Raw genomic sequence first — 23,810 nt, 5'->3', positions numbered from 1 at the left:
GGAAGACTCACTCGAACTGCCGGTAAATGCTGATCCGCCCGATCGAGACCTTCGCGGCGTTTGGTATGTTGCCTAGCGGCACGAAATCGACCGAAAGTTTGTCGACATCGAAATCGTGATCCAAATGCAGCTTGTCGATGACCTTGGTTATCTCGAGCGTGAAGGTGATGCCGTTGCCAGCGTGCTTGCCGGCCGGGTCACTGGCTTGAGACACGCCAAAGAGCGAGACGCTGCCCGCCAAGTACCCTTTGTTTTCGGCCGGGTCAGCTCCGTCGGGCAGACCCACATAGACCTGAAATATAACGGCATCGTGTAGGCCGGTCACGTTCTCGAGATTGAGGAACACACGGTCGGGTAGAGCCGGCGCCAGCGGCTTGGCGCTCAGGCTTTCTGACACTCTGGCACGCCCCGTGGGTTCCATCTCGATGGAACTTCGCATGGCCCCACTTCCGGCAAGCAACATCCGGCCGGCGCTCGCACCGATCATCTCCACCTTTGTCATCGTCTGGCCTCCGGCTTGGGTGCCTACAACCGCGCTCAGCCCCAGATTGGCCATGCGTGCGGCCAGAGTGATAGGAGGCGCGATTGCACCTGGGGTCAGGTCGTTATATTCATAGCCTAACTCAGTGATGTCTTGCATCTTTTGCGGCGTGTAAACCCATTTGCTCTCGTCTGGGTTCGGCATCGCGAATTCGCGCTCGCCGACGCTGGCTGGTCCATTCAGCCACTTTGGGGCGGTAGGGTTCTGCCAATCGGTCGGCTTGGTTGCGGGTTTGCCGACCGGGAAGTTGTTCCAGCTTTCCCAGAGCCTGTCGATGTTGCAGTGGTGCAGATAAAAGATCGGGTCGAGCCCGGCGGTGCGCGGATTTGACATCAGGCCGGGCAAGGGTCTGCCATCCGGAAAAGACAGCGTTGGATGGCCGCCACCTACAAGGCCGTGGATGATGTTGTGGGGGTCCATTTCGAGCTCGCCGTTGGTGCCGCCACCGTGGTTGAACCCTGTTTCCAGCCCGCCGAAACCGGCGCTACCGCCCCCGCCGGGTCCCACGAAGTCAGGATGGCCGACCGGATCAAGATTCGTCTGCGAACTCACGTCGAAAGGCGTGCTGCTGCTGAGAGGCCCCCAGCGCTGTTCTACGAAAAGCGGGTTATCGCCTGTGCCGTCCGGCCAGTCTGCGGTTCGGAATGCGGGTGGAAGCACGTTCTGATTGGTGCCGAAATAGTTCCAGTAGGGGAGTGCCCAAGTGTCATGCGGGCCGTTTTGCAACTTGATTTCGTGCCGGATCATGTTCTCCAGGGCGATCAGATAGCCGCGATGCCATGGCAGGAAGTACCAGCTTTGATGCTGGCACTGATCGACATAAGTCGCGACATCCGAGGGTTTGGGACCCGCATCGGCGCTCGTGGTGATGTTGTAGAAATCCCAAAGCTCGCGCCATATTCCGTGCATCGCCCCAAAGAAGTACCAGCTTGTTGGATCTTCTAGTTTGCGCGCCTTCATCGCCTTGACGCCGCGAGCGTACCAGAGGACCGGAGCGGCCCAGTCTCCGCCTGGATCAAAAACATTCTGACGCTTGAAAAGGCCGCTCATGTCTTGCTTTCTCCCAAAAAAGAGCTGTCGGAAACTAAAAAAATACAAACGGTGCCGTCTGCGAAATGACCCTATCCTGATGCACGCACAGCATAGAACGAAGCCGTGTAGCCTGCCGTGGCCTGACCATTCGAATGGGGCACCGTGCGAATGACACTGCCGACAATGGTGTCGGTCTGCCCCACACCGTCCGGCCAATCAGGGACGAGATAGCCCAGATAATCATAAACCCACGCCTCGCCGCCAATCATGCCACGGCCCTGCCAGCGGAAAATGGGCGGATTGCCTTCGGTCGCAGTGCCGTCAAGTGCGAGCGACCATCCTACTCCGCCCAACGAACCGCCAATCTTGCCGGGGTCGGGTTCGTTCAAGTCCAGCGTTCCGGCGCCAAACCGCAAGTCGTTGAATGTGACCGACAGGTCGGGTGAGTTGATAAGGCTTCGATAACTCCATAGGCCAGTGAAACTAACAGCCATAACAGACCTCCTTATTCATACCCCTTTTCAAAAATACAGATTCGTATCTGGGTGGCGTAGTATCTTGGCGGAAGCAGAATTAGTTTATCGTTTCGTCCAGAATTGTGTTTCATGAGACTTTCCGTCCACAGTTGTCCGTCAGAGGCTGCGACGAAAAAAATTCCCCCTGGCCTTAATAGATGCAGAATGGCTTGCGAGAGATACTCTGCTTTTTGGAAGCAATTATTTCGAACCGCACTTGCTATCTCCCAGAAAAATGCTCCAAAACAATCATAGATCATATCGAACTGATTTTTTTTCGTGGGTAAAGCCTGGTCGATGTGGCCTACATATTGCAGATCGATATATGGGTCGGGTCGCCTGTCTATGGACAATCCTCGTGGGTCGTTTGGTTTCCTGCTTCTCAGCCAAAGAAACGGATCAATCGGCGTTAGAGACACTGTCTCCAATCGGCATTCCGGCAACCTGTCTCTTATCTCCGCGGCGGCTACACCTGCACCTGGCCCTAGTTCCAACACCCGCGGACGTTTGCGTCGAGACAGTCCCTGCAATAACACTATCGCTTCCGGGCACAGTGAGCGTGTATTGGACGGTCTCAGGTCCAGAACGCTATTGGACCTCTGGCTGCGATGCGAGAAGAAGTCACGCTCCTTGCCGCACGTCGGTTCCCCGACAAACTTGATCATGCCAAGCGCTACCGCTCGCCTGATTCCGTCGTCATAATTCAGGTCGTCGATGACCCCACAATGGAGATCGTCGCTTGGCCATTTTGCAGCAACGGCTGGGTCGTCAACTAATCCGCTTTGCATCGGCATTCGGATCTTGAGACTGCCACCATTCATAGAAATTGGCGACCTGCTCCGGGCTCCACCGGGGCTCGCCGATGGGCATCCGTCCACTGTCGACCGAGGCGTGGACCTGAGGAGCATAGTAAAGCACACTCTGCTCGTCATGCAGATCAAGCAGCTTGGGCCAACCTGCTGATACCTGTTTCATATGGTCAACATCCATATCAGTAAAGTATCCTTCGATCGTTTCCCAGGTGATGGGCATTTCTTCTCTCCCTAAACTTGAAAAAGTGAACTATTCTGCCGGCAGGCGGACCATCAGGCTTTCACCCGCTCTGCCATCCACGGACATCCGGCAGATATAGACACCTGCAGCCAGACGGTTGCCCTCGTCGTCGCGCCCGTCCCAAGTCACGCTGTGGTCGCCCTTCAGTTGCGGCTTGTTGTCAATGACAGTGCGGATATGAAAGGCGAAATGATTCCAGATGCCGACAAAAACCCGATTGGCGTCCGATTCCAGCACATAGCTGATCTCGACCACGCCGGTTGCATCGTAGGGTAAATGCGCCATGGCAAAACCTTGTGCACTTGCCTCCCGCGCCGGGGCCTGTGTTTTCATGGCAACCATTTGGTCCTTGGGTCCGCCTTTGTAGACTGTGTGCCCGCTGCAATAGCCTGCGCGGATTGGGTCGCCGACAAACCGGAACCGGTTGATCCGGGTCCGCACATCGGAGGCAAGATCAGACGCATCGTTGTCCTGACTGATCCAAGTGGTGCCACCATCGACTGTCGCGCTGTTTAGGAGTCCACTGAAAGCCTTACCCCAGCCACCGACCCAGCCGGATTGTGGCGTGATAAAGCCGATCCCTTCGAGATCCTCGTTAATCTGGGCCCCGGCACCGTCGACGATGGGCTTGCGCGTCCAGGTCTCGCCGCCGTCAGTGGTAAGCAGGATTGCGGCTGCGGTGAAGTTTTCCAGCGAGACGAACCCGTGCATTGCATCGAGCCACTGGATCTTCCAGCCCCATTCGCCACAGTCGAAGGCCACTCCCGCCGCCTTGTCCGTCCAGCTGGCGCCACCGTCGGTAGTCTTTAGAACGACCGGCTTTAGCGGTGCGTATTGTTGCGCAGTCTCATAACCTGGCTTGGTTTTGGGGCAGTTCTGGTCAATCTTGCCGCCAACCACCCAGCCAGTATTTTCGTCGGAGAAATAGACATCGATCAGGTTATCGGCATGTTCCGACATATCGACATGGGTCCAGCTGGCTCCGCCATCGGTCGTCTTTATGACGCCAGGCCCCGGGAGATTTGGATCATTGGTACCGGCCCCATAGACCACGTCCTCGCTGACGGCAAACATCCCACAGATTCCAGCCGGGGCATCCTGCGGCAGGTTGGTCAACGCCGTCCAATTCACCCCGCTATCCTCGGTCTTGTGCAGCAGGACATTCAGGTATTCCTTGCCCGTTGAGAACTTGGTCACCGACCCAATCCAGCCGACGCGCTGGTTCGGCCAGCCCATGCAACGAAGATAGGGGAAACCGGGTATCGACGGATCGATGAAGCGCCTCTGATGCCACGTCAGACCACCGTCTGTCGTCTGACGCACCTGGCCATTGCTGTTCACCAGCCAGCCGTTGATGTCGTCAAAGAACCAGATGTCGTCAGTGCGGGAATCCGAAATAGGCGCATCGCCGGCGACAACCCAGGACCAGTCTGTCACGTTGGTCATCGTCCGAGCTCCGAGTTACTTGCCGGCCGTCAGCTGGCGGAGAAAACCGTTGGTCATGATATGACTGAGGTTCATGTTCTTCGCCGGAAGCTGAACGCTGCCCATCGTCTCGCCGGAAGTTGTATGGCAAGCGAAGCAGTTCACGCCCGGGAAAAGCTGGTCGAAGGTTTCCATCGTCGTGTTGGCAAGACTAACGGAGCCGAGCTGCGGCGTTATCGCCTCTCCGGGCGAAACATTGTCCGGTTTACTCCAGACACCTCCGACTAGCATGTAGTTGGCCCAGACGCTGCCGGCGAGCACCTTCGTCTGAACGCTTTCGTTCAGCGACTGGATATTCGCGATATTCTCCTGCGTCCCGCCGCCAAAGGAAAAGGCCCGAAACACGTTGACCACAGGTGACAGAAGCTGCTTGTCTGCGTCGACCAGCTTCATCTCGGTGGCCGGATTGTGGTTGCTGTCCTTAGCAGCCGTGTTAGCGTGATAGAATGTCCACTCTCGGTCGCTGACCGGATCCGTCGAGGTCGCGCTCATCCCCGCTGGCAAGTCCGGCGCGTTGTTCCTATGTTCGAAGGTCGCCCATATGAACTCGGGGTGGTCTTTCACGACTCCAACGACATGCACGCCCACGAGAGCCACAGTCACTGTCTTAGTCTCTTTCGGATCGACCACTATGATCTTATTTCCCCCACTGTCGGTTCCTTCGGACAAAAGAAAGATCTCCGCTGGAGTCACAAAAAATGTCGATGTATCTTCGCCCTCCTCGACAATTCTCCATGAATACTTAAATTCGATCGCGCCGATAGGAAAATTGGTATCCGCCGGTGCACTCGCATACTGGTCCGACTGATAGTATTTGTTACTACGAATGAACTCGTAGAACACCGGGTCAACGTTTTGCGAATAGTAGAGCGCTCGGCCGCTGTCCATTCCAGGCCCGTGTACCAACGCGCCCCGTGTTCCCGCCTGCAAGATACTGTCTAGCCCCTGCATCTCAAACGATTTGTTCACCCGCACAGTTAATTCCAGCACCTTCTCCTTCGGCAAGGCGGAGAAGCGCGTTGCTGCGGTATCCTCGGAGAAGAGATCATCAAGGGTGGCGAAGGTTTGAAAGCGCAGTTTGCCGTCTTCTCCCGGCTGCGTAATCCAGAGAAATGTGTTCCAGGCCCAAACATGGAAGGCGCAATTTGATGACGGAGCAGTTGCGTTGTCCGGAGAGGGGACGTCTGCATGCGAAGTCCATGCGGAAGGTGCCAAACACGCGGTTTGAGCCTCGGACTTCCGAACACTTCCTAGCGTCAAAGCCGCCGAAACAGAAATGATCGCGGGAATGAGATAATACTTCAAGGCAGTTCCCCCAGGGCGCAACTCAACTTTTTTGGCGCCGAATTTGAGTCGACGCTAAGCAGGGAAAGATGATTTAGAACTTGGTAACATACATTTTTTGGGCAGTAAACGCAATTGTTGTGACCGATCACAACGACCTTCTTTAGCCGGAACATTGACTGTAGAAGATGTCTCTTAGGTGGCTACTATCATTTTAGGCGAACATGTATTCTTTATACGCGACAATCCTCCAGGCCGGCCAATGGGCGATCCGCCCAATCGCGGTGATCCGTCACTCCGGCGTGGCGTTTGTGACAGGCATTCGCTCAAACGAGACCGTCGGCGCAACCTTCGGCCGAGTTCGGTTTCGGTGCATGCGCACGCAGGCGCGGAACTTATGTTCGATAGTAATCGCCGAGCCGCAATCGCGCTTCCTCTTAACCGAGTTTATCCCGGTTTAGAAGGCACACAACACTTTTCTCGCAGAATCTACTTCTTCCAACGTTGCGCAAGTCTTGCAAAAGGCGCAATATCTATCCGCCGGCAGACAGCTTAAATTTGACGACGTCCATAGCTATCATACAATCCCACAGTTGCAGTCCAGTTGAGTGGGATGTGGATATCGTCCGTGACACAATCTGTTAGCAAGGAGCATAACATGGTGCAAAGACGCAGATGCGCTACCATTGATATCGGCAGCGGTGACCGAGCCCGAATGGCCGAACTCGAAGCGCAATTCATACAGGACACTCGGATCACAGAGGCCGATCTGTCCCTGGTCATACCGGTCCATTTCATACATGTCGTCGATGGCGCCCAAGGTGCAATCAGCGCGGAACAACGCAAGCGTCAGGTTAAGGTGCTCAACGACGCCTATGCCGCAATGGGGATTGTGTTCGCCGCCGAGGAAGGAAACGTTTCGGTTGTCGACAACCCCGAATTCTTCCGCATGGGTCATTTGTCTGCGCGCGAGCGCAACTGCAAAACGCAGAACCAGGCCGTCGATCCCAAGCGTGGGCTTAATTTCTATACCGCTGAGCCGGGTGGAGGGCTGCTCGGCTGGGCTACGTTTCCGTTCCAGATGGAGGGTGATCCGGCGATGGACGGCGTCGTCATCGTCCATAGCTCGCTGCCAGGCGGAACAGGGGCACCTTATGATCTCGGCATGACGGCAGTGCATGAGGTTGGGCACTGGCTCGGGCTCTATCACACATTCCAGGATGCATGTGTGCTTCCAGGCGACGAGGTCAGCGACACGCCTGCTCACAGCGGACCCAATTATGGCAAGCCGGCGGATGCTGAGCAGCCGCACAATTTGTGTTCAAATGCTCCCGCCGGCGCAGAATGCCCGATCCACAATTACATGAACTATGTCGATGACGACTGGATGCGCGAGTTTACCAACGGACAGCGCGAGCGAATGTGGGCGCAGGTAGGGATGTTCCGCCGCGACTTGCTCACAAGCCAGGCAGCGGCAGCCGTTGCGGAAGAGGCTGAAGTCTGGGCGGAGGTTCGGTGGTAGATCAAGCGTCTCATGGCCGAAGCGATGGTGGTCGATGGTCCTGTGCCTGCTGATTGACTTCGAAGCGGTTTTCGGCCCCGGCCGCACGCTGGACCCGGATGCCGTGGCGATGCTGGGCGAGTTGCGACGGCTGCGGCGTGACCTCAACGAAACTGGCGGCGATCAGGGATTGGCGATCGTTCTCGTCGATTTCGGTTCGCCTTCGGCAAGGCAGCTCTTCGAGGATCTGGCGGCCGCAACGGGTGACGATTGGGTCTTGGTACAAGCGACGGGAGGTACGACGACTGCCGGTCTATGTGAGGGAACGCCAGACAGCACCATCCTGCTTGCCCGCAGCGCCGAACCCAAGCTCGCCGGCGCAATGATCTGGCGCATGGGCGACAGCGGTGCCGGCCTCGTTGGCCCGGCAGACGTGGAGCGGCGCGTCCGCGAAATCATGCACGTGCCGATCCCGCGCACTATCGATCCCGCCCGCCGCACCGGATCGTTGACGGCGGTTCCGGCTGCTGCATCGGCCAAAAGGCTCCTTGCTGCGGCCTATCGTGATCCGACGGTAGACTGGTTGACGCTCGGCAGGTTCACCATCGCCTATTGCGAAGACGGCGATGTCGAAGACGAGCTCGCCACGTCCGGCGCCGCCGTTCGCGTCGCGTCCGCGATACGCAAGCACGAACTGTACGTGACAGGGGAGGTGCCGGGTGGCCTGTTCAGCGACGGCGGTTACAGTCTCATCAGGGTGGTGGAAGGAGAGAAGCCGCCTCCCGACGCACAATCATGGTCTTCGCTACGCCACCAATCGATGCCGTAAACGCCTCAGGGCTTGAGCCCAGCTTGACCGTCGACGATCTGCTTATGCACGCTGGCATGGTTGGCGGCCAGATGCTTCAGGATCTGAGGGATTGGAGTCCCTACATTCTCCTGTTTTACAAGCCTGCCCATCAGTTTGAGGTTCTGATCCGAAACGCCGCGTGAGCCATAGTGCAACGCCGCAACGCTCCACGCATCGTCGCAGACCGGCGAGCCCGAAGACCCGGACGCCGTGTCGGTCAAATAGGCGAGCACGTTATCATCTCCGAGCACCACGAAATTGTTGCGGAACCCAAGCCGCATCGGGCTGCCGTTTGGATGCTGCAGCACGTTGACCCGGGTGCCAAGCGGTTGGTCTAGGCGCTTGCCGATCTTCTGTTGACGCAACCTCAACGGCGGCCGGACGCCAAATGCATTTGGTAGTTGCAACAGAGCAAAGTCGAGCTCGGCGTCGCTCGCCAGCAGGGCACCGGGTCCGAGCACAACACCGTCTGCAATATCGTTCACTTCGAAATAGTCGAATCGTACCTTTGCCGTTTCTGCCTGGAGTCGAAAATCATCGACAGTGGCGTCGCCTTCACCGAACAAGGCAGAGCGTGCGTTGACAACGTGATGGTTTGTAATACCGAGACCGGGGGCGATGACCCAGCCCGTGCCGTTGGACAGCCGGGGACGATCGTCGGTGATGAACTCCGCCTCACCGTTGATGTGCCGATGAATGACGATCTTGAAGACCGATCCGGCAGCAAGCGCGCCCATTCGTAGGTAACGAATGGCAAGCGTCTCGTCGAACTCGCTGATTTGCGCCTCCTGTGAGACTTCCCGATTAGCAGTGGTGAGGTAAGGTCCGCCTGGCTGCACCTGATCGTCGCTAGCCGCTCCCGCAATGGCGTCGGACGTGACGACGAGCGGCGCCTGTTCGAGGGCCTTGACCTTGGCCAGTTCGGTTTCGAACACGCCGATCGCGGCGGCGTCCCCCGTCGACTCGATCATCGTGGAGAGAAAGATGGCCAGAGGGACTTCGCCGGTGACGAGGTTGTGCACACGATTCATGAAATCGAGGTCGGCCCGCAGCCGCAGGTTTGGCGGAAGCGGAAACCCGGGGAGCAAACCAGTAAAACTGCGCGGAATTTGCCTGAGCAGCGCAGTCAATATTTCGGGTGTAGCCAGCCCGCTCGCGATGGCGGCTTCGGCGATTGCTCTGAGATCGGGATCTTTGAGATATTTCTTCCACCTCGCCAACGTTTCCTCCTTTCGCGCTTACACAAACGCTAACGTCGCCGAGGCCGCGTGCTGCCAGTCCGGCTGGTACTCGTCGAGACCAGCCAGCGTGGCGGCCTTCAATGTGCCTGTCTCCATCTGCAAAATCACCCAGATGATTCGTGCGGCGTAGGCCTGCCGAGCGTTAAGCCGGCCGTCGCCGCCATCCATGATGGCATCGATCGCCGTTTCGAGTAGAGAAGGCAGCTCGGTCCGCGTTCCCGCAGTATCAGCAAGTGTCTTCGCACCATGACGCCTGAACCGTTCCAATTCTGGCTGCTGCTGGGCTTCCTCCAGCATCGTGCGTAGTACATCGATCCAACGCTGTTGGCGCTGGAGCCTGCCGTTGGCGATCAGGTCAAAGAGGCTCGATGCCATCTGACGAATGATGTCCCGCGCCTCGCCGACCGCATCTTCGGAAAGGTTTGCCACGCCGCTGCGAACCACGTCCGGCTCGCGTTGAATTTCGCCGCCGTTGAGTTCCAGCAAAGCCTTGCTCAGGTTGCCCTGGAAGACCGACGCGTCCGCCTTCTCCTCGCGCAAGTGCTCTATCCGCGTCACCAGCGCCTGAACAAGGGCCAGCTTGCTGCGCATCTCTTTGGCAATCTCGATCAAATCGTCGAGCGCGGCGATTGCCTCAGTCCCGCTACCTTGCGACAGGCGAACCTGATAAAGCAGCCAGAATAACTCCGCGCGACGGCCGCGATTGCCATGAACCGGAAAGCCGTCCAGCGCCGACTGCAGCAGCCGGTTGGCGTCAGCCGCTCTGCCAAGCGACATCAGGCATCGCGCCTCGATGGCAAACAGAGCGCTGTCGGGCGTCCGCTCGCCCCGCTGGTCGAGCAGCTGCAACGCCCTGGCCGACCCCCTGTGTTCCAGCAGGGTCAACACTTCCGGTCCGATGATCCTTTCCCAGGCAGCGGTGTCCGCGTTTGCGCGCAGCTCGGGACCGATCTCAAGGCTCATCCGGGTGGCGAGCCATATCGTTCCCTCCGGTGGCAACTCGGATATAGCCGTATTCAGGAAGCGTGCCGCGTCCGGACGCCAGGCATCATCGAGCGAGTGATGATCGGCACCGCTCATGAGACCGTGGTAGATGAACTCGGCGACGCTGACCGCATCCCTTTCCGCCCGATAGAAATCCATCGCAAGACGGTGGACGCGCATTGTCTGCTGAGGGTCTTCGGCGATGAGCATCGACAGCACGGGCGCACGCACGTCTTCACGGTAGCGCAATGAATTGTCGTCATCGAGCCTGACCAAGGTATGTTCGGCCATCAGGGCCTCGAAGAGTTTTATTGCCCGCTTTTCATCGACGCCCGCTATCCCGCATAGAGGCGCGAGGACCTTTTCGATGATTTCTGGAGTCACGCGTCGCAAGACCATCCCGGGGTGCGCAAGTTGCCGCACATCCTCGTCATGGATTCGCTCCAGCAGCCTGCGATAGAGCCGGCCGCGTATAACCTCCGGTCCGAGCTTGAACAGTCCGAAGCGCCGGGTCTGCAGATCGACGATGCCTTTGCCGGGTTGTGCACCTTCTTCGGCCACGATGCGGGCGGCGAGCCTTAGGTTGAGCGGATTGCCGCCGATCTGGCGGGCCACCGAATCGAGCGCTTCGCGAGGCATCGCGGTCTCACGATGCAGCAGTTCCACCGCGGCCACCGGTTCTAGCTCCACCAGTTCAATCTTGTTCTGTCGGATATTCGTCGGCACTGTCGCAAGGGGTGGTCTTCCCGATATCAGCAATCTGATCTGTCTTGAGGAATCGAAAAGCTGGGAACACAGGTTCCAGAATGGTTCGAGCTGCTCGTGGGCGTAGTACTGGACCTCCTCGAAGGTATCGATGAAAAGAAGCGCGGGCGGTGTGTTGCCCCCAGGCCTCTCCAGCGCCTTGCAGGCTGCATCAGCAAGGCTGGCAAAAGCGTCGGCCAAAAGGGATAGCTGCCCACGCGACGACTCCAGCCGTTGCTCCTGCGACTCCAACTCCGATCGGCGGGACGTGAGCTGGCCACGTGCTTCGCCGTAAGCTCTGGTCGCGCGCACGAAGCCTTCGTACTCATGCTGAAATGCAGTGATTGGCTCTGTCTTGCCAACAATCGCGCGACGGATGGAAACCAGGCGGACGAACTGGCCAGCGGCCTCGATCAGAATGGACTGGCCCTGCCGAAGATCGATGGCACTGTCGTCGCAGGGCAGGTACGCGAACGGAAACAGCGGACCATCAGTGTCGCCACGGTTGTTGAACAGAAAGTGCCCGATCAGTGCCGTCTTGCCGATGCCGCCTAGCCCTTCGATGAGGAGCAGTTGGTTCTCACCGCCGCGAGCGAAGTCGGTTACCTTCGCATATAGGCTGCGTTCGCGGATGCCGGTAAACACCCGCAATTCGTTGAGCTCGTCCCCTCGTCCGACGAATTCCTCGATCTGTAGATGCTCGATCGATGTGACCGCAGCGGCGTTCTCGACTGCAAGTTTGAGCTGACGTTCGGTGAAACGCTCGATCGATAGATAGCCTGCCCACCTGTTCGCCTCGCGTAGCGAGATCAGCTCTGCATGCATGAGTTTGTCGACGTCGATGTCCTGCCCCGCAAGCAGCTTCTCGAAAAAGCGCTGAGCTGAGGTCATGATCCTACCGGGAAACCTGGCGATCAGGTCGAGCGCGTCTTTCGGGCGGGCGATGTCGCGCAGGGCCTTCTCCCTTTCATCCGGCTTGAGCGACCTCCCGCGCTGCTCGCGAAATCCCGGTGCGGCATAACTTGCGTGCCGCAAGGCCGCGATCGCCACCGCGTCGCGCGAACCGTCCACCTGCTTCAGATCCTGTAAGGTAAAGACGTGCAGGACCGAAACGACGGCAAGGTGAGGTTGGAGGCTGGAATCCTCTTCGCTCGTGGAAGTGGACTTCGTGCGATCACCTCGCGTCATATCACTGGCGAGCTTAGCCAAAAAATCGCGACTGTAGCTGGACAGCTCCGCCATCAGATGCCAGCCCTTTCGATGGCACTGCGAAGTCGTTCGCCTACTATCGTCAGCGCTTTGAACGGCGGCACTTGATTGTCGAGAATTAGCTTTAGTGTTTCTGCCATCACGATTGCGCGGTCCTCTTGCGGAATGGCTGGCTGCGCGGCGACGATCATCTCGACGACCTCAACAACGTGGTCCCGGGTCAGAGGCTTAGTTATGTATTTTCTTGCGCTGGCGCCAACTTTCAGGACCAGTTCTTCGGGGTATCCGCACAATATCAGCCGATGCCTTCGCGCTGTGATACCTAGTGTGAACAACCTCTGCAACTCGACGAGAAATTGGAACGTGTCCTCGCGCAGGATACCGCGCTCAAATCCGTCGAGAACAACCCAGACACGGCGATTGATTCCGTTCTCGGATTTGTTGGCGTTGCCGATCACCCAATTCGCCAGTTCCTTGTACCAAGCTTCTTTGTTGGATGTTTGCGGCGGCGGCGGCACCTCGGCTGCTGTGCCGCCGAGTTGGATGACAAGGTCGACCGCAATCTCCTTCGGTCCAGATTCCGCGGCATTTGTCGGTGTGAGCGCGAACTTGCAAAACACAGCGTCCTGCTGCGAGTAACAGTAATGAGAAACCAGTTCCGCCGAGTGGGACCGGCCACTCTCGACCTCGCCGCCAATCGCAAGAATCGGTGTTGGACTCTGCATTACGGACATGTCGCGCAATATCGCGCGGAGTGGAGCGCGGTCGGCGAATGGCAGCCGATTGCTCAGCACAATGGCATCGAGCGGATGCGCGGCCGCAGGCGGAGGGTTCGTAAGTCGGTCGCTAAATCGCGCGACGTTCGCGTTCCCAGCGTCGATCAAATGTTCCAAGATGCCTTGCAGCGCCGGCGGTGCGAGTTCATATCCGCTTACCAGGCAGATCTCGATCGTCCGGCTGGACAGGAAGGTCGGACCTCCCGCGGCATCGAGCTTGCCCCGCAGCTCAAGTGGTAGCAACTGAGCGAGATAGGCGCGAGGCGCAGGCTGACCGCTCACCAGGTCGTTCAGCAGGCCTATTAGCTCTTCTCGCTCATCCTCGCTTAGGATGGGAATGATCGCCCCCCGCGTTCGAATTGATCTAGTAAGATACACTATCCAAGTAGTAGGGTCCATTGTCGATCGAAGCCCTCGAGCGGATTTCGTCTGGCTAGACTTGTCAGGCGCAGTCCTCGTAGGCAGATGTGGCAACCTGGGGGACAGGATTTATTTTGGAAAAGGGAGCTGCGCCTTGAACTTGACGATTGCGGTGTCAGCGGGCGGTTGTAAAAACCCTGAGGCATGTTTTTGGGTGTATTCCCTGACTTCTGGCGCTGCGCGCTTCCCGTGATCTCAAAGCCATCGCGATCAACTGCGCTACCCTCTCCACCTACCATCTTGGTAGGTGGGTCGACCCGATCAACATCCGATTGGATGGACTTGGCCAAATGGGCAGTTTGGTTCAGCAACGGTTCGATTTCGCTCTGGCGTTTTGCGGTGACAGCTCGCACTACCGAAAGGTTGCGACATCGTCGAGCGAAGGCTCGCGTCGTTCGATCCCGTTCACACCATCGAACGGTCGACAGAAACCGACGAGATACAACGCCCTTGTTGCGCTCGATCGATCACATTCATGATTCTGTTGCTGGAGATCCTGCACAGGACACGGCGTTCGACGCTGAGCCATACGCCGAACCGGGCAGTAAGGGAGACATCAATGATAGTTTTTGTTCTGCGCCATGCCGACCGCAGTTCGGAGGATGATGCGCTCTCGGCTGTCGGCACGAAACGGGCCAGGATCCTGGCACATATGTTGGCCGAAAGCGGCGTAAGCAAGGCCTTCTGCAGCGATGCGCAACGCACTCATCAGACTCTCGCGCCGCTGAAGCAAGAACTTGGCGATCGAATTTCCGTTACCGAGTTCTCGACGGCGGGGCAGGCGGGCCTAGACGGTCACGTCGAGGCAGTTGTGGCAGCCATAAAGGCCCTGCCGCCAGACACGATTGCAGTTGCGGTGAGCCACAGCAATACGGTGGGCTCTGTCGTCGAAGGGCTCGGCGGCGGCCGTATCGACGCCATTGGCGATACTGAGTTCGATAGGCTCCTGGTTCTTTTCATTCCACCGAACGGCCGCGAAACGCTGCTACAGTTGCATTATTAAGGGGTGTATAGCTCGGGTGGCGACCTCCCGCAAAAATCGTACTTCGCGACGAAAGTTGTTCTGAGAATGTTACCCGCAGGCCCTGCGGTATAAAGTCCCTTCTGTGGCGAGACGGCCTGCTGCTGCTTGCAGGCTCTTTCCGCGGCGGACTTATGCCCCATCCGGAAGACCTGCCGGTTCGTGATGTCGGCTGCAGATTCTCGGAAAACCTGACGCCCACGGGCTCGTATGCCGTGTTTAGCACGCGGATTTGTTCCGCTCGCACCTCGGGGGTGACGCCCCCCGGTCCCGTCGTCGTCGAGGACATGGATGAAATGAACTGGGATCTTGACGCTGCGCTTCCTTAACCGTGGTCAGAAAGTCTTCCTCAAAATCTGCGATGCGGCGCCGGTCTCCCGTGGTCGGCTGATCCGTTCCGCATCTATGACCGTTCGTGGCCGGTTCGCCTCAAAATACATTGCAGCGCGTCGGCCTACTTGCCGATTTTCGCAAGCGTATAACCCGAGGTGAGCTGAAGCAGTCCCAGCGATCCAGTCGCGGTGGCCGCGATCCCGGTGAGCATTGCGGTCAGAATATCGCCGCCATCTCCCCAGGTGGAATTCGGCTGCCAAAGCGTGAGCATCCCGGTCAGCGAAACAAGCAGGATCGCAAGGAGCAGGATCGCTCGATCGATGCTCCTGACCAAGGCACGAAGCCATGCCGGCGATTTCGCTCGGAAGCGGAAGAAGAACTGACTGGTCCCGTCGAGCCCGGGAACCGGTGCCATCCTTGCTCCGGCGTTGGCAAGTGCTGACTCCAATGTATCCAGCTTCGCTCCAGCGTCAGCCGGCGGCGAGGCCTGGGACACCGCGGCATAGGCGCTGTCGTAAGCAGGCTGGGGCGGATTCTGCCCCAGTTGTTTCTCAAGTTCGACGAACCGCCCGACAAGTGGCAAGCGCGCGGCCAGCGCATCGAGTTGGCTCGCAAAGCTAGCATCCGACTGCGTTTCTAGGCTCACTACCATCCTGTCGATCTCGGTGACTATCGTCCGGACGAGAACGCCACCCTTTGGCCCAACGAGAGGGCCTCCAGTTGCTTTGATGATGTCAAGGAAGCTGGCTTTCAGCGTAAGGGCGTCAGCAGCTTCGAGGGCGCGGCGGCGGCCGCTGTTCTGCCATCCTGCTAGCCAAGCGCCAAAGATGCTGCTGGCCAGCAGCAAGACGAATGCGTAAAGCCATTGTTGCCTTATCGTGAATTCCCGCGATGCCGTGACGGCCTCGATTCCGGGCTGCTCGACCCGTATGTCCGCGCGATAGCGCCCTGAGGGCGCGCTCAAAAAGTCGGGCAGAGCGACCGAGCAGGCAACTGCCTCTCCAGGTTCGAGCCGAAGCTGGCCTTCCCCCACGGAGCAACTGGGCGTCACAACGCCTTCGTCGAGCGAATAGGTTCCGCCGCCGTCGTCCCGCGAAAGCAGCACTTGGAGCGGCTTGGTGATATCCACGGCGGTCTCTGACTTATTTACTAGGCTGAGGGTCAGCGGGCGTAGGGAGCCGCCGATCCCACGCGTCCGCGTCCCTCCGGGCCCGAACTGGACCGCATCGGATCCCAAGCTGACCATTTTACGAGTCAGCTTGACTGTATAGGTGGCGGACTTGACATCGGGGTTGGCGGTGCTCGGTCCGACGATCAGGGTGGCCGTGTAAGTGCCGAGGAGTCCGGCGACCCCCTCCAGAGTCAGGTCGACCACTTCAAAGGGAGGAATAGACACGTCCCGTGGGACGCCGGGGGAAAGCCTCTGCCCCTTCACAATCCATCCGAGCGTGCAATCCGGTTTCCCCTCGCCGCAGGCGATAGGCTTTTGGCTGGCGATCGGCTGCGCAACCACGCTGACGGTCAAAGCTATGGTGCCGGTATTTGCGATCCTGAACGGCGCGCTCACCTCCCTGCGATCGCTGGTGATCTCGACGGAGGGGCTTGCCGCATAGACCGACTGCACGGAAACTGTTTGCGACGACGCTCCAACACCCGTCGCCGCGAGCATGACGGCGGCAAGGCCGAGAGCCGTCAAACTTCGCCAGGAACACCGAGCGTTGGTCGTTGTCCCCGCCAATCCTTCGCGGCACCATAGTTTGCTTGCTCTCTGCACTCCCGCCCCCTGTTCACGGACGCTCCGTACTGAAAAGTGTCGTGGCCTCGTCCGCATGAGACAAGGGCCCATACTATACTGTTCCGCTACTAGATATGGAGCGCTTTATCTACGCAATGTGCACGTTACTTACCCTGTGGCAAGCTTTCTTTCCGTGCGCGGGATAAACTGAGTCGGGCGCCGTATGACCGAACCGCCTCATTTTCCTGTCCGCGTATTATTTTCAAAAAGAATCCAAACCCATCATCGACGCCCATAAACGCATCGACAGCGCTCAATGCTTGGCAAGAGGCGAGGCGCGCAGGCGAGCTGATCCTGAGTGTGGAATCGGAGTTCACGCTCTTTGAAGGGAAATGGTAGGCAGGTTGCGAACGCTCGGCCAGCCGCATGAAAGTCTGGAAGCGATGTCTGCTGCGACGCTAGCCCGCCGCGTCGAACAACCGCCGAAACCTTTGGACTCATGGAGGCAATTGGTCGAGGTTTAGGCGGCGCATTGAGCGATGCGGTCTCGGCATTAGACTTCCACACCTACCTGAGCCGAATCCCGCTTACTGTATCGCGCATATGGAACTCCTCCAGGCATGCCATCGGCCCGAGTTTTAGCAGCGTTATTCACGTCAGGGGATTTACGCTTGGCCACACCGAATCGTCATACAATCACGTGACTCGGGCAAGAAACTTGTTACGCTGAGGTCAGAGGAGGGGGAATTCATGCCAATTAGCGATTACTTACGCCGTGAGCCTGAGCGTGGTCCAGTTGATGAAATTGGGCCTGTTGTCCAAACTCTGGTTATCCTGGCGTTTATTGCCTTGATAGTAGGTTTTTTTCTTGGCCACATTATACAATCTCAGTTTGCGGGTGTTTCAGCTCGGAACCAGATGCTGTCGCAGGCGGTTGATCAGTTTGATGAGGCCGTGACCTCAGCTGATAATCTGGCCGCGAGCGCCCAACAGAATATTTTAGCGGTATTCGGCGCCAATGGCGTGTCGCCGGAATTGCCGAAGCTACCGGAGAAGAAGGCAGAAGGCGACCAGGACAAAGCGGATGGTTCGACCGACGTTCCTCAACCCGCTCCCGCACCGCTTCCTTCCCCGTTCCCTCCGAAACCAGAACTCAAAGGCGTAGACCAGTTACGCGCCGCAAATGATGATGTCGCAAGAATACGTGACACCATAAATGTCGAAGTTGAGGTTCCAGACGACGCGCCTGCAAATTTCAGTTTTTTCGGAGAGGCGAATGCTAAGCGCAATACTCATAAAGTTCCTGTCCCAGCGCCGAAGCCAGCGCAGGGCAGCATATCGCTCAGCACCGCAATCCTCGTCGGCTTCGTGATTTTCCTAGGCGCGGTAACAGTCTATTCCCTGCACATGCTGGTGTATGCGCCGAACGCAGCAGTGCGAAAGTTCTATGAACGACTGTCGCTCATGCTTGTAACGTTCTTCGTGCTTGCCACGGTCGGGATGTTTGGGACGTATCTAGGGGTGAAGATCGTTTTGCCCACAGCCGCTGGTGGGTGAGCAATGCGGCTCCACCCTCCGGACCGGTAGCTGACTTCCGCCCGTGCGCCCAACGCTCTCTCAGTGTAAAAGACCAATTTCACACTATCGGGTGTTCAAAAGCTGCCGCTAGTAGGCCGCTCGCTGCTTTTCTGTTTTCGCGAGGAAATTTGACGTAAGCAGTCGTTCGCAGAAGACGGCTGATACTAGACGAGATACAGACAGCTGCATGGGAGGCTCGAAGTCGGCTATGCACAGACTCGCCAGCATTCTACAGGAGGGTTCTGAGTGTCTGGAAATAGAACGCAATCGCGCCTTCATCACTGGGCACGCATTTCCTGCGCACGGCAGAGCCGTGGCGCAAGGTCGTCGGCCTTGGATGAATATGCTGCAATTGCCATTGCGTGACCCATCGCAAGCTCAAGCGCACTCTCGGTCGATCGGAGCAAGCCAATGCCTTCTGAGCAGGCGGAAGAATTCGTACTTAAGACCGACCAGGCGCCCGAGTTCTGGCAGTTCCTGAATGGGTTACGTGGCGACGACCTGCTTATAGAGTTAATAGTCAATGAGCTCGACGCACGCTCGTCGCGAACCGAAATCCGGTTCGAACCCGACCAACTGGTCTGTCTCGGAAACGGCGATCCGATCGACGCGCCTGGATGGGAGCGGCTGAGCTACATCAAGGGCGCAGGCCACGAAGTCGCGGCCAAAGTCGGCATGTTCGGGGTCAAAAACCACGGGCTCAAGGCGTGCTTTACGCTCGGCAACAGCATCACGTTGCGGTCCGCTGGTCAGCAGATCCTGCAAACGCTGTTCAAGGATGGCAACAGCAAACCGCCTTATCCCGGCGTGCGCGTCCCGCCGCGCGACGATCCGGGCGCACCTGTGCGCGGCACCCAGATCGAAGTTCCCTATCGCCGCCGACGCTTCTCCGTGCCGCATGGCGAGGCCATCGAATTCGCGGCCGTGACCGACCCGCAGATCGAGCACGTTTTCAAAGAGGCTGTGGCTACGCTGCCCAAACGGCTCCTGGGCATCATACGGCCCGGGATGCTCGAGCGGTACGAGGTGGTCCTCTCGCACCACAAATTGGGCTCGCACACTTTCGCGTTCAGCGCCGGCCGCGTGCGCCGGGAGTCAGGGCTCGTCACCTACTTCCGCGAGTGCAGCGAGATCCTCGCCAATGGCGAGCGGCAGCTCGAACGCGAGCAGGCCTGCCTCACGCTATCGACCGAGCGGTCGCTCGACAAGGCTCGCTTCTTCCAAGCGGCGGAATACCGATCGGCAGGCAATCGGCTATTTTCCCGCGGCGGTCTCGTCGTCGAAGTTGCTTGGGACGTGGACGCGGGCGGCAAGCTCATACTGGGCATGGGACGCCTGCGTTATCCCGTCGCGTATCCGGGGAATGACACCGGTTCAGCGAGTGGAACCAACGCGCATTACTCAGGGGCGTTTGTCTCCGACACTGAACGGCACGAACTCGCGGCGCAATCGGGCGCATGGAATGATGCGATCATCGAGGCATGCGATGCACTCTTTGCCGACGTCCTCGCCAAGCTGCTCATCCCACGCCACGGCGCGAGGGCACTCGACTTGCTTGGTACCCTTGCAGGTGAACGGCTGCTGTCCTTTGCCAACCGCCTGTTGGCGGCTCGCGCGTTTCCGGCAATCGACGCGCAGGGCAAGCCTGTCCGTCACAAGCAAGGATCGCTGCTGGCCGTTCCGGTTTATGAAGGCAGGGAGCGCGATTGGTGCGCTGCGCTTGCTAAAGTCGCGCCTGCCTCATTGCCTATCCTCGATCCCAAGACCCCTGCAGCGCTGGTCCAGCTGCTCGCGACCGGAAGCTGTACCGGATGGGGCAATGATCACCTGAGATACGACGGACAAGATGTTCTGGATCGCCTGGAAGCCTCTGACGCCGAGCATTTCCCATGGCGCAGCGAGGCGGAATGGCTTCGATCGCTGGGCGATCCGGCCATTGCGAGAGTGTATCTCGACGCACTGCACCCTTTTTTGAGCGCCTTCGCCGTCGCCGCTCGCCCCAGCGGCGCTACCGCGCATCTGCCGGACGGCGAGGGCAAAATTATTCCCCTGTCAAGGCTGAAGCGTGGCGCTTCGATTCCATCCGAGCTCCAGCTCGATGTCCCTCCCACGATCCATCCTGATCTGCGCGGGCATCCTGTCTTCAAGCTCGAAGGCTGGCATCTCGAAGGCTATGCGCTGCGCAATCTTCTTCGCGATGGCGACCTCGCAAACAAATCGGTCGCGGTCCGTAAGCGTTTCTTCACTTGGCTCGCCGCAAACCCGGATGAGCTTGCGCGCGACGACTGGCCCGCGGTCAAAAACCTCCGAATCTGGCCTGCGGTCGACGGCACGGTCTACGCCTTCGATGAGCTGTGCTTGCCGAAAGGCAAGGTCGCGACATTGCTCGGTGACCATATTGCTAGACCGACGCGCGAAGTGCGCGTGCTCTGTAACAAGCTCAAGGGCAGCCGGGCGCGGCTGACCTTGCGCGAGGAGCCAAGTACAACCGAGGTCATGGCCTTCTATTCGGATCGGCTCGCGGCGTTTCCGACCGCCCGCCCGCTGGAGGCAAATGAGCGCTCCGCCTTTCATGCGCTCGAATCTGCGCTCGCGGCACTCGCCAGTTCGAAGCGAGTCGCAGGGGTGCTGCGCTCGCTACGCGCGAGCGCCGTCGGACTCAGCCTCGCGGGCGAAGTAAAGCCGGCCAATGTGCTCGTCCGCGGCAGCGGCGAGACGGAACGGCTGGTGCTTCAGCCGAAGGACCTGATCGATCGCCCGACGCTCGACCTCGATGCGGTCCTGCCGCCCGCGCGCAATCCGACCGCGCAGATGGCCCTTGACGCATTGCGCGATGACCCTGGCAATGAGCGCGCGCTTCTGCCGCGGCTGGCGGTCATCACCGAGGCCGATGATCCCGAGATCGCCTCGGAGGTCCGCCAGATCCCGTGCCTCCCCTTTGGAAACGGCCTAGTCGCTCCGGATCGTCTCGCGTTCAAGGGTAATCTCGGCGAACTCTGGGGCGGTTGGAAGCTCCAGATCACCGGCGAAGGGCTGGCCGACAATGTCCAGGAGCTTTATCGCAAGGCTGGCGTCATCCGCGGCATCCCGACACCGGAGACGTCGCGCGCCTATTTCGAATGGCTCAGCGCTCAGCCCCAGGCGACGCGAACCGCCCAGATCGGCTGCATCATGCGGCACCTCCACCACCCGAAAGGCGTCGACAGCTGGCTGATGCAGCCGCCCGAGCTGGGGTGCATCCCGGTCGAAGACAATGGCGGGGTCGAACTGCTCGCCGCCACGGCGGCACGCCGTGTAGCGGTCGTCGACGACCTGCCCGAGCTCGCCGCAGCGATCCGCGGCGACATGCTCAATCGGAAATTGCGGCTGGCGATCCACAGCGTCCCTAACGTGCGAAACCCGATCGCCGATGAATTACGGCACTGGCAGATCCCCGCCCTCTCGTCGCTCGCAACAGAACCCGTCAACCCCGCTGGCCGTGACCAGGAACCGGCTACGGAGAACTTTCTCGAGACCGTCCATGCGATGGCAGGTGCGAACGCCGGCAAGCTCTTCCGGAAGCAGCTGCAGGAATTCGATGTTTCTCAGAACCTGATCGAACTGCAGTTCCAGCGCCGTCTGCTCGCAATCAAGCGGGTGGTGATCGCGAGCGGTCTGACCGTCCAGTTCAAGGTGCGGGGCCGCCAATATCGAGCTGCGCGCGAATGGGTAGTACTGCCGAACGAAATCTGGCTCGATCGCGACGGCGACCTCGACGACCTGCTGATGAAGGCGATCGCAGACATCGTATTCCTGAAACCCCGGCTTCGATGGCTGAGTTCGGTCCTGAAGGACGCGCTCCGCCACCGTACCCGCGACTTTCGGGCAACGCAGGAACCGGACAGCTATGAGCAGGACGGCTATGATGAGAAATCGGCCGAGGAAAAAACCGGCGAGTCTCCCCAGCCGCATCCAGGATCGGAGCCAGATTCGAAACGCAACAATCCGAAGCCGGGCGAGCTATATTCCGGTGGCGGTATCCGAAACTCTACGCGAAGCGGCGGAAGCAATCGGCCGCAAGTGGTCGCCGAGGACATCCAGCGCGTGCAACTGAAGACCGATCACTATGCTTCGCATTGTCAGATCGAGCTTGCCCGCCGTCCGCCAAATGAACTGGCACCGGTCGGATCCTATGCGCAACATGCAGAGAACCGTATCCGCATGCTCGAAGGTCATCACCCTGACAAGACGTCGTCCGGTGGCGCACGCCATGCGGGCAACCTGCTTATCCTCTCGAAGGTGAACCACGATGGGATCGGCACGCGACTGAGCCGCGCTGACGTTACGAAGGCACTTCGCGACCGGTGGACCCCGCACCGTATCGAGCAAGCAGATGGATCGACTTGGCTAGAAGGTGGGATCGCGCAGGCAATCGATCGAGTATCAGGCGATCGGATTCCCATATTCTTCACAAATTGGCATCGGGACTATTGGTTGAAGATGGCACCGAGCTGAAGGTCGGCGGTGTCAGAATGCAGGCCAAAGCAAATATGTCATCCAAACAGGCGAACTATCGTCGGTCGTATTCAGTCAAAGAGCCGGGTAAGACGACGCCTGGTTTCTTCATCTTCCTTCCTCAATGTGCGCTTGGCTACCTTCGTAGCCCGCTCTAGGAGTGCGGCACCCTTCCCACCACCGAAAGCAAGTTCTGGAATTGTTCGAGTTCCCATGACCTCAACCATACGGACGGCATGACCGGGGCGGATCTCTCGCTTTCTTTGCTTGAACCGCCCGGTAGCTACCGTGAAGACCTCCCCGGTCTGCCTATCTACATCCTCCCTCTTCATCGGATAGACGTTGTGCTCGGAGCAGGGGGCCTTGAACGAATACCAGACCCGTCCGAGGATATCCTTGGCCGAAAAGGCGTCGGCATGACCTGCCGGTACACCTGGGAGGAGAGAGGGGTATCGCTTGGTGACCTTGTCCACCAGGTCTTTAACGGCATCTCTTTTGCATCCCCATACGATGGCGTGGACATGCCACGACACCGTCATCTCCCTGGCGAGGCCGGCCTTGGCCAAGTTTGGATAAATAGCTGCTTCGACACAGGCGATGAAATGACATTTACCAAGGTGCCGTCTGGTCCATCGGATAATGCGTCCGACATCCATCGCTGACGCCTGTGAGATTGGAACCGCAAACTTCAATGGAGTCAAAGTGACGAAATGATACTTGGCTGTCTTGCATTGGTTATTGATCAGGCCCTTGAGGCTTCTGCGAACGGACGCCGCGAAAGCGATCCTTGACCTCCTGTTGATGGCGTACAGGTGTTTGGCCTCTCTTTCAAGCAGCGCATCGCGCAGCTTAATGGTCAAAAGTCGTGCACCTAAAGGGGTGTGTAGCTTTTTCGTGATGGCCTTTTCGATTTTGTCATGCGCTTTGATAAATACGCGTTTTGTCAGCACCGGTTCTCGTTTCACTTCAGGCTCCTTTACTAAAAAATAGCTATGGTATAGATATATAACCAGT

At 58.6% G+C, this 23,810-nt stretch carries 15 protein-coding genes; 5 read left to right on the top strand and 10 right to left on the bottom strand.

The genetic code is table 11. The features are described 5' to 3' along the window. Positions 1 to 7: 7 nt before the first annotated feature. From NKL04_RS10435 to NKL04_RS10415, 5 genes are all read right to left on the bottom strand, one after another. Positions 8 to 1,591: a tyrosinase family protein gene (locus NKL04_RS10435; RefSeq protein ID WP_031209350.1), complete on the bottom strand. Its 1,584-nt coding sequence runs from the start codon at positions 1,589 to 1,591 to the stop codon at positions 8 to 10. A 71-nt stretch (positions 1,592 to 1,662) separates the two neighbouring features. Further along, the gene (locus tag NKL04_RS10430; RefSeq protein ID WP_023700893.1) at positions 1,663 to 2,067 is read right to left on the bottom strand and encodes a hypothetical protein; all 405 of its coding nucleotides are present in this window, start codon (positions 2,065 to 2,067) and stop codon (positions 1,663 to 1,665) included. Positions 2,068 to 2,856: 789 nt separating this feature from the next. Next, positions 2,857 to 3,120, bottom strand: coding sequence for a hypothetical protein (locus NKL04_RS10425; RefSeq protein WP_023700891.1), 264 nt, complete (start codon positions 3,118 to 3,120; stop codon positions 2,857 to 2,859). A gap of 30 nt (positions 3,121 to 3,150) precedes the next feature. Further along, positions 3,151 to 4,587 (bottom strand): FlgD immunoglobulin-like domain containing protein, encoded by a 1,437-nt coding sequence (locus NKL04_RS10420; protein WP_023700890.1) that lies wholly within the window; start codon positions 4,585 to 4,587, stop codon positions 3,151 to 3,153. A gap of 15 nt (positions 4,588 to 4,602) precedes the next feature. Further along, positions 4,603 to 5,931, bottom strand: a complete 1,329-nt coding sequence (locus NKL04_RS10415; RefSeq protein ID WP_156951455.1) for a hypothetical protein — start codon at positions 5,929 to 5,931, stop codon at positions 4,603 to 4,605. A 694-nt stretch (positions 5,932 to 6,625) separates the two neighbouring features. Between NKL04_RS10415 and NKL04_RS10410 the strand changes: the two genes are divergently transcribed. Together NKL04_RS10410 and NKL04_RS10405 are read left to right on the top strand one after the other, a co-directional pair. Next, the gene (locus tag NKL04_RS10410; protein ID WP_023700887.1) at positions 6,626 to 7,432 is read left to right on the top strand and encodes a zinc metalloprotease; all 807 of its coding nucleotides are present in this window, start codon (positions 6,626 to 6,628) and stop codon (positions 7,430 to 7,432) included. 34 nt (positions 7,433 to 7,466) lie between these two features. After that, positions 7,467 to 8,240, top strand: coding sequence for a hypothetical protein (locus NKL04_RS10405; RefSeq protein ID WP_023700886.1), 774 nt, complete (start codon positions 7,467 to 7,469; stop codon positions 8,238 to 8,240). A 5-nt stretch (positions 8,241 to 8,245) separates the two neighbouring features. Here the strand turns inward: NKL04_RS10405 and NKL04_RS10400 are convergent, their stop codons facing one another. From NKL04_RS10400 to NKL04_RS10390, 3 genes are read right to left on the bottom strand one after another with little or no spacing between them, the layout of a single operon-like run. Next, positions 8,246 to 9,481, bottom strand: coding sequence for a trypsin-like peptidase domain-containing protein (locus tag NKL04_RS10400; protein WP_050593555.1), 1,236 nt, complete (start codon positions 9,479 to 9,481; stop codon positions 8,246 to 8,248). An 18-nt stretch (positions 9,482 to 9,499) separates the two neighbouring features. Beyond that, positions 9,500 to 12,472, bottom strand: coding sequence for a hypothetical protein (locus NKL04_RS10395; protein ID WP_023700884.1), 2,973 nt, complete (start codon positions 12,470 to 12,472; stop codon positions 9,500 to 9,502). Further along, positions 12,472 to 13,497 (bottom strand): hypothetical protein, encoded by a 1,026-nt coding sequence (locus tag NKL04_RS10390; RefSeq protein ID WP_156951454.1) that lies wholly within the window; start codon positions 13,495 to 13,497, stop codon positions 12,472 to 12,474. The genes NKL04_RS10395 and NKL04_RS10390 overlap by 1 nt, the downstream gene beginning before the upstream one ends. A gap of 697 nt (positions 13,498 to 14,194) precedes the next feature. Here NKL04_RS10390 and NKL04_RS10385 point away from each other — a divergent pair. Then, complete coding sequence (locus NKL04_RS10385) at positions 14,195 to 14,638, top strand: SixA phosphatase family protein (RefSeq protein ID WP_084568523.1); 444 nt, start codon at positions 14,195 to 14,197, stop codon at positions 14,636 to 14,638. A 472-nt stretch (positions 14,639 to 15,110) separates the two neighbouring features. On the opposite strand, the gene NKL04_RS10380 is transcribed toward NKL04_RS10385, so the two are convergent. Further along, positions 15,111 to 16,685 carry a hypothetical protein gene (locus NKL04_RS10380; protein ID WP_156951453.1) on the bottom strand — a complete coding sequence of 525 codons (1,575 nt, stop codon included), beginning with the start codon at positions 16,683 to 16,685 and terminating at the stop codon, positions 15,111 to 15,113. Positions 16,686 to 17,474: 789 nt separating this feature from the next. Here NKL04_RS10380 and NKL04_RS10375 point away from each other — a divergent pair. Then, the gene (locus tag NKL04_RS10375; protein ID WP_023700880.1) at positions 17,475 to 18,281 is read left to right on the top strand and encodes a hypothetical protein; all 807 of its coding nucleotides are present in this window, start codon (positions 17,475 to 17,477) and stop codon (positions 18,279 to 18,281) included. Positions 18,282 to 18,713: 432 nt separating this feature from the next. Further along, positions 18,714 to 22,796, top strand: coding sequence for a hypothetical protein (locus tag NKL04_RS10370; RefSeq protein WP_023700879.1), 4,083 nt, complete (start codon positions 18,714 to 18,716; stop codon positions 22,794 to 22,796). Between the two features lie 71 nt (positions 22,797 to 22,867). On the opposite strand, the gene NKL04_RS10365 is transcribed toward NKL04_RS10370, so the two are convergent. Beyond that, entirely contained in the window at positions 22,868 to 23,761 is an 894-nt protein-coding gene (locus NKL04_RS10365) for a hypothetical protein (protein WP_156951452.1), read from the bottom strand. Positions 23,762 to 23,810 lie beyond the last annotated feature (49 nt).

Source organism: Mesorhizobium sp. C264A (assembly GCF_040324515.1).
In the GTDB taxonomy this organism is placed as follows: Bacteria; Pseudomonadota; Alphaproteobacteria; order Rhizobiales; family Rhizobiaceae; genus Mesorhizobium.
This window is presented reverse-complemented; position numbering and strand designations above follow the sequence as displayed.

What these genes read in the sequence shown, in the direction of transcription:
- NKL04_RS10435 (WP_031209350.1), bottom strand. Translation starts at nt 1,591, where the DNA reads ATGAGCGGCCTTTTCAAGCGTCAGAATGTTTTTGATCCAGGCGGAGAC.
- NKL04_RS10430 (WP_023700893.1), bottom strand. Translation starts at nt 2,067, where the DNA reads ATGGCTGTTAGTTTCACTGGCCTATGGAGTTATCGAAGCCTTATCAAC.
- NKL04_RS10425 (WP_023700891.1), bottom strand. Translation starts at nt 3,120, where the DNA reads ATGCCCATCACCTGGGAAACGATCGAAGGATACTTTACTGATATGGAT.
- NKL04_RS10420 (WP_023700890.1), bottom strand. Translation starts at nt 4,587, where the DNA reads ATGACCAACGTGACAGACTGGTCCTGGGTTGTCGCCGGCGATGCGCCT.
- NKL04_RS10410 (WP_023700887.1), top strand. Translation starts at nt 6,626, where the DNA reads ATGGCCGAACTCGAAGCGCAATTCATACAGGACACTCGGATCACAGAG.
- NKL04_RS10405 (WP_023700886.1), top strand. Translation starts at nt 7,467, where the DNA reads ATGGTCCTGTGCCTGCTGATTGACTTCGAAGCGGTTTTCGGCCCCGGC.
- NKL04_RS10395 (WP_023700884.1), bottom strand. Translation starts at nt 12,472, where the DNA reads ATGGCGGAGCTGTCCAGCTACAGTCGCGATTTTTTGGCTAAGCTCGCC.
- NKL04_RS10385 (WP_084568523.1), top strand. Translation starts at nt 14,195, where the DNA reads ATGATAGTTTTTGTTCTGCGCCATGCCGACCGCAGTTCGGAGGATGAT.
- NKL04_RS10375 (WP_023700880.1), top strand. Translation starts at nt 17,475, where the DNA reads ATGCCAATTAGCGATTACTTACGCCGTGAGCCTGAGCGTGGTCCAGTT.
- NKL04_RS10370 (WP_023700879.1), top strand. Translation starts at nt 18,714, where the DNA reads ATGCCTTCTGAGCAGGCGGAAGAATTCGTACTTAAGACCGACCAGGCG.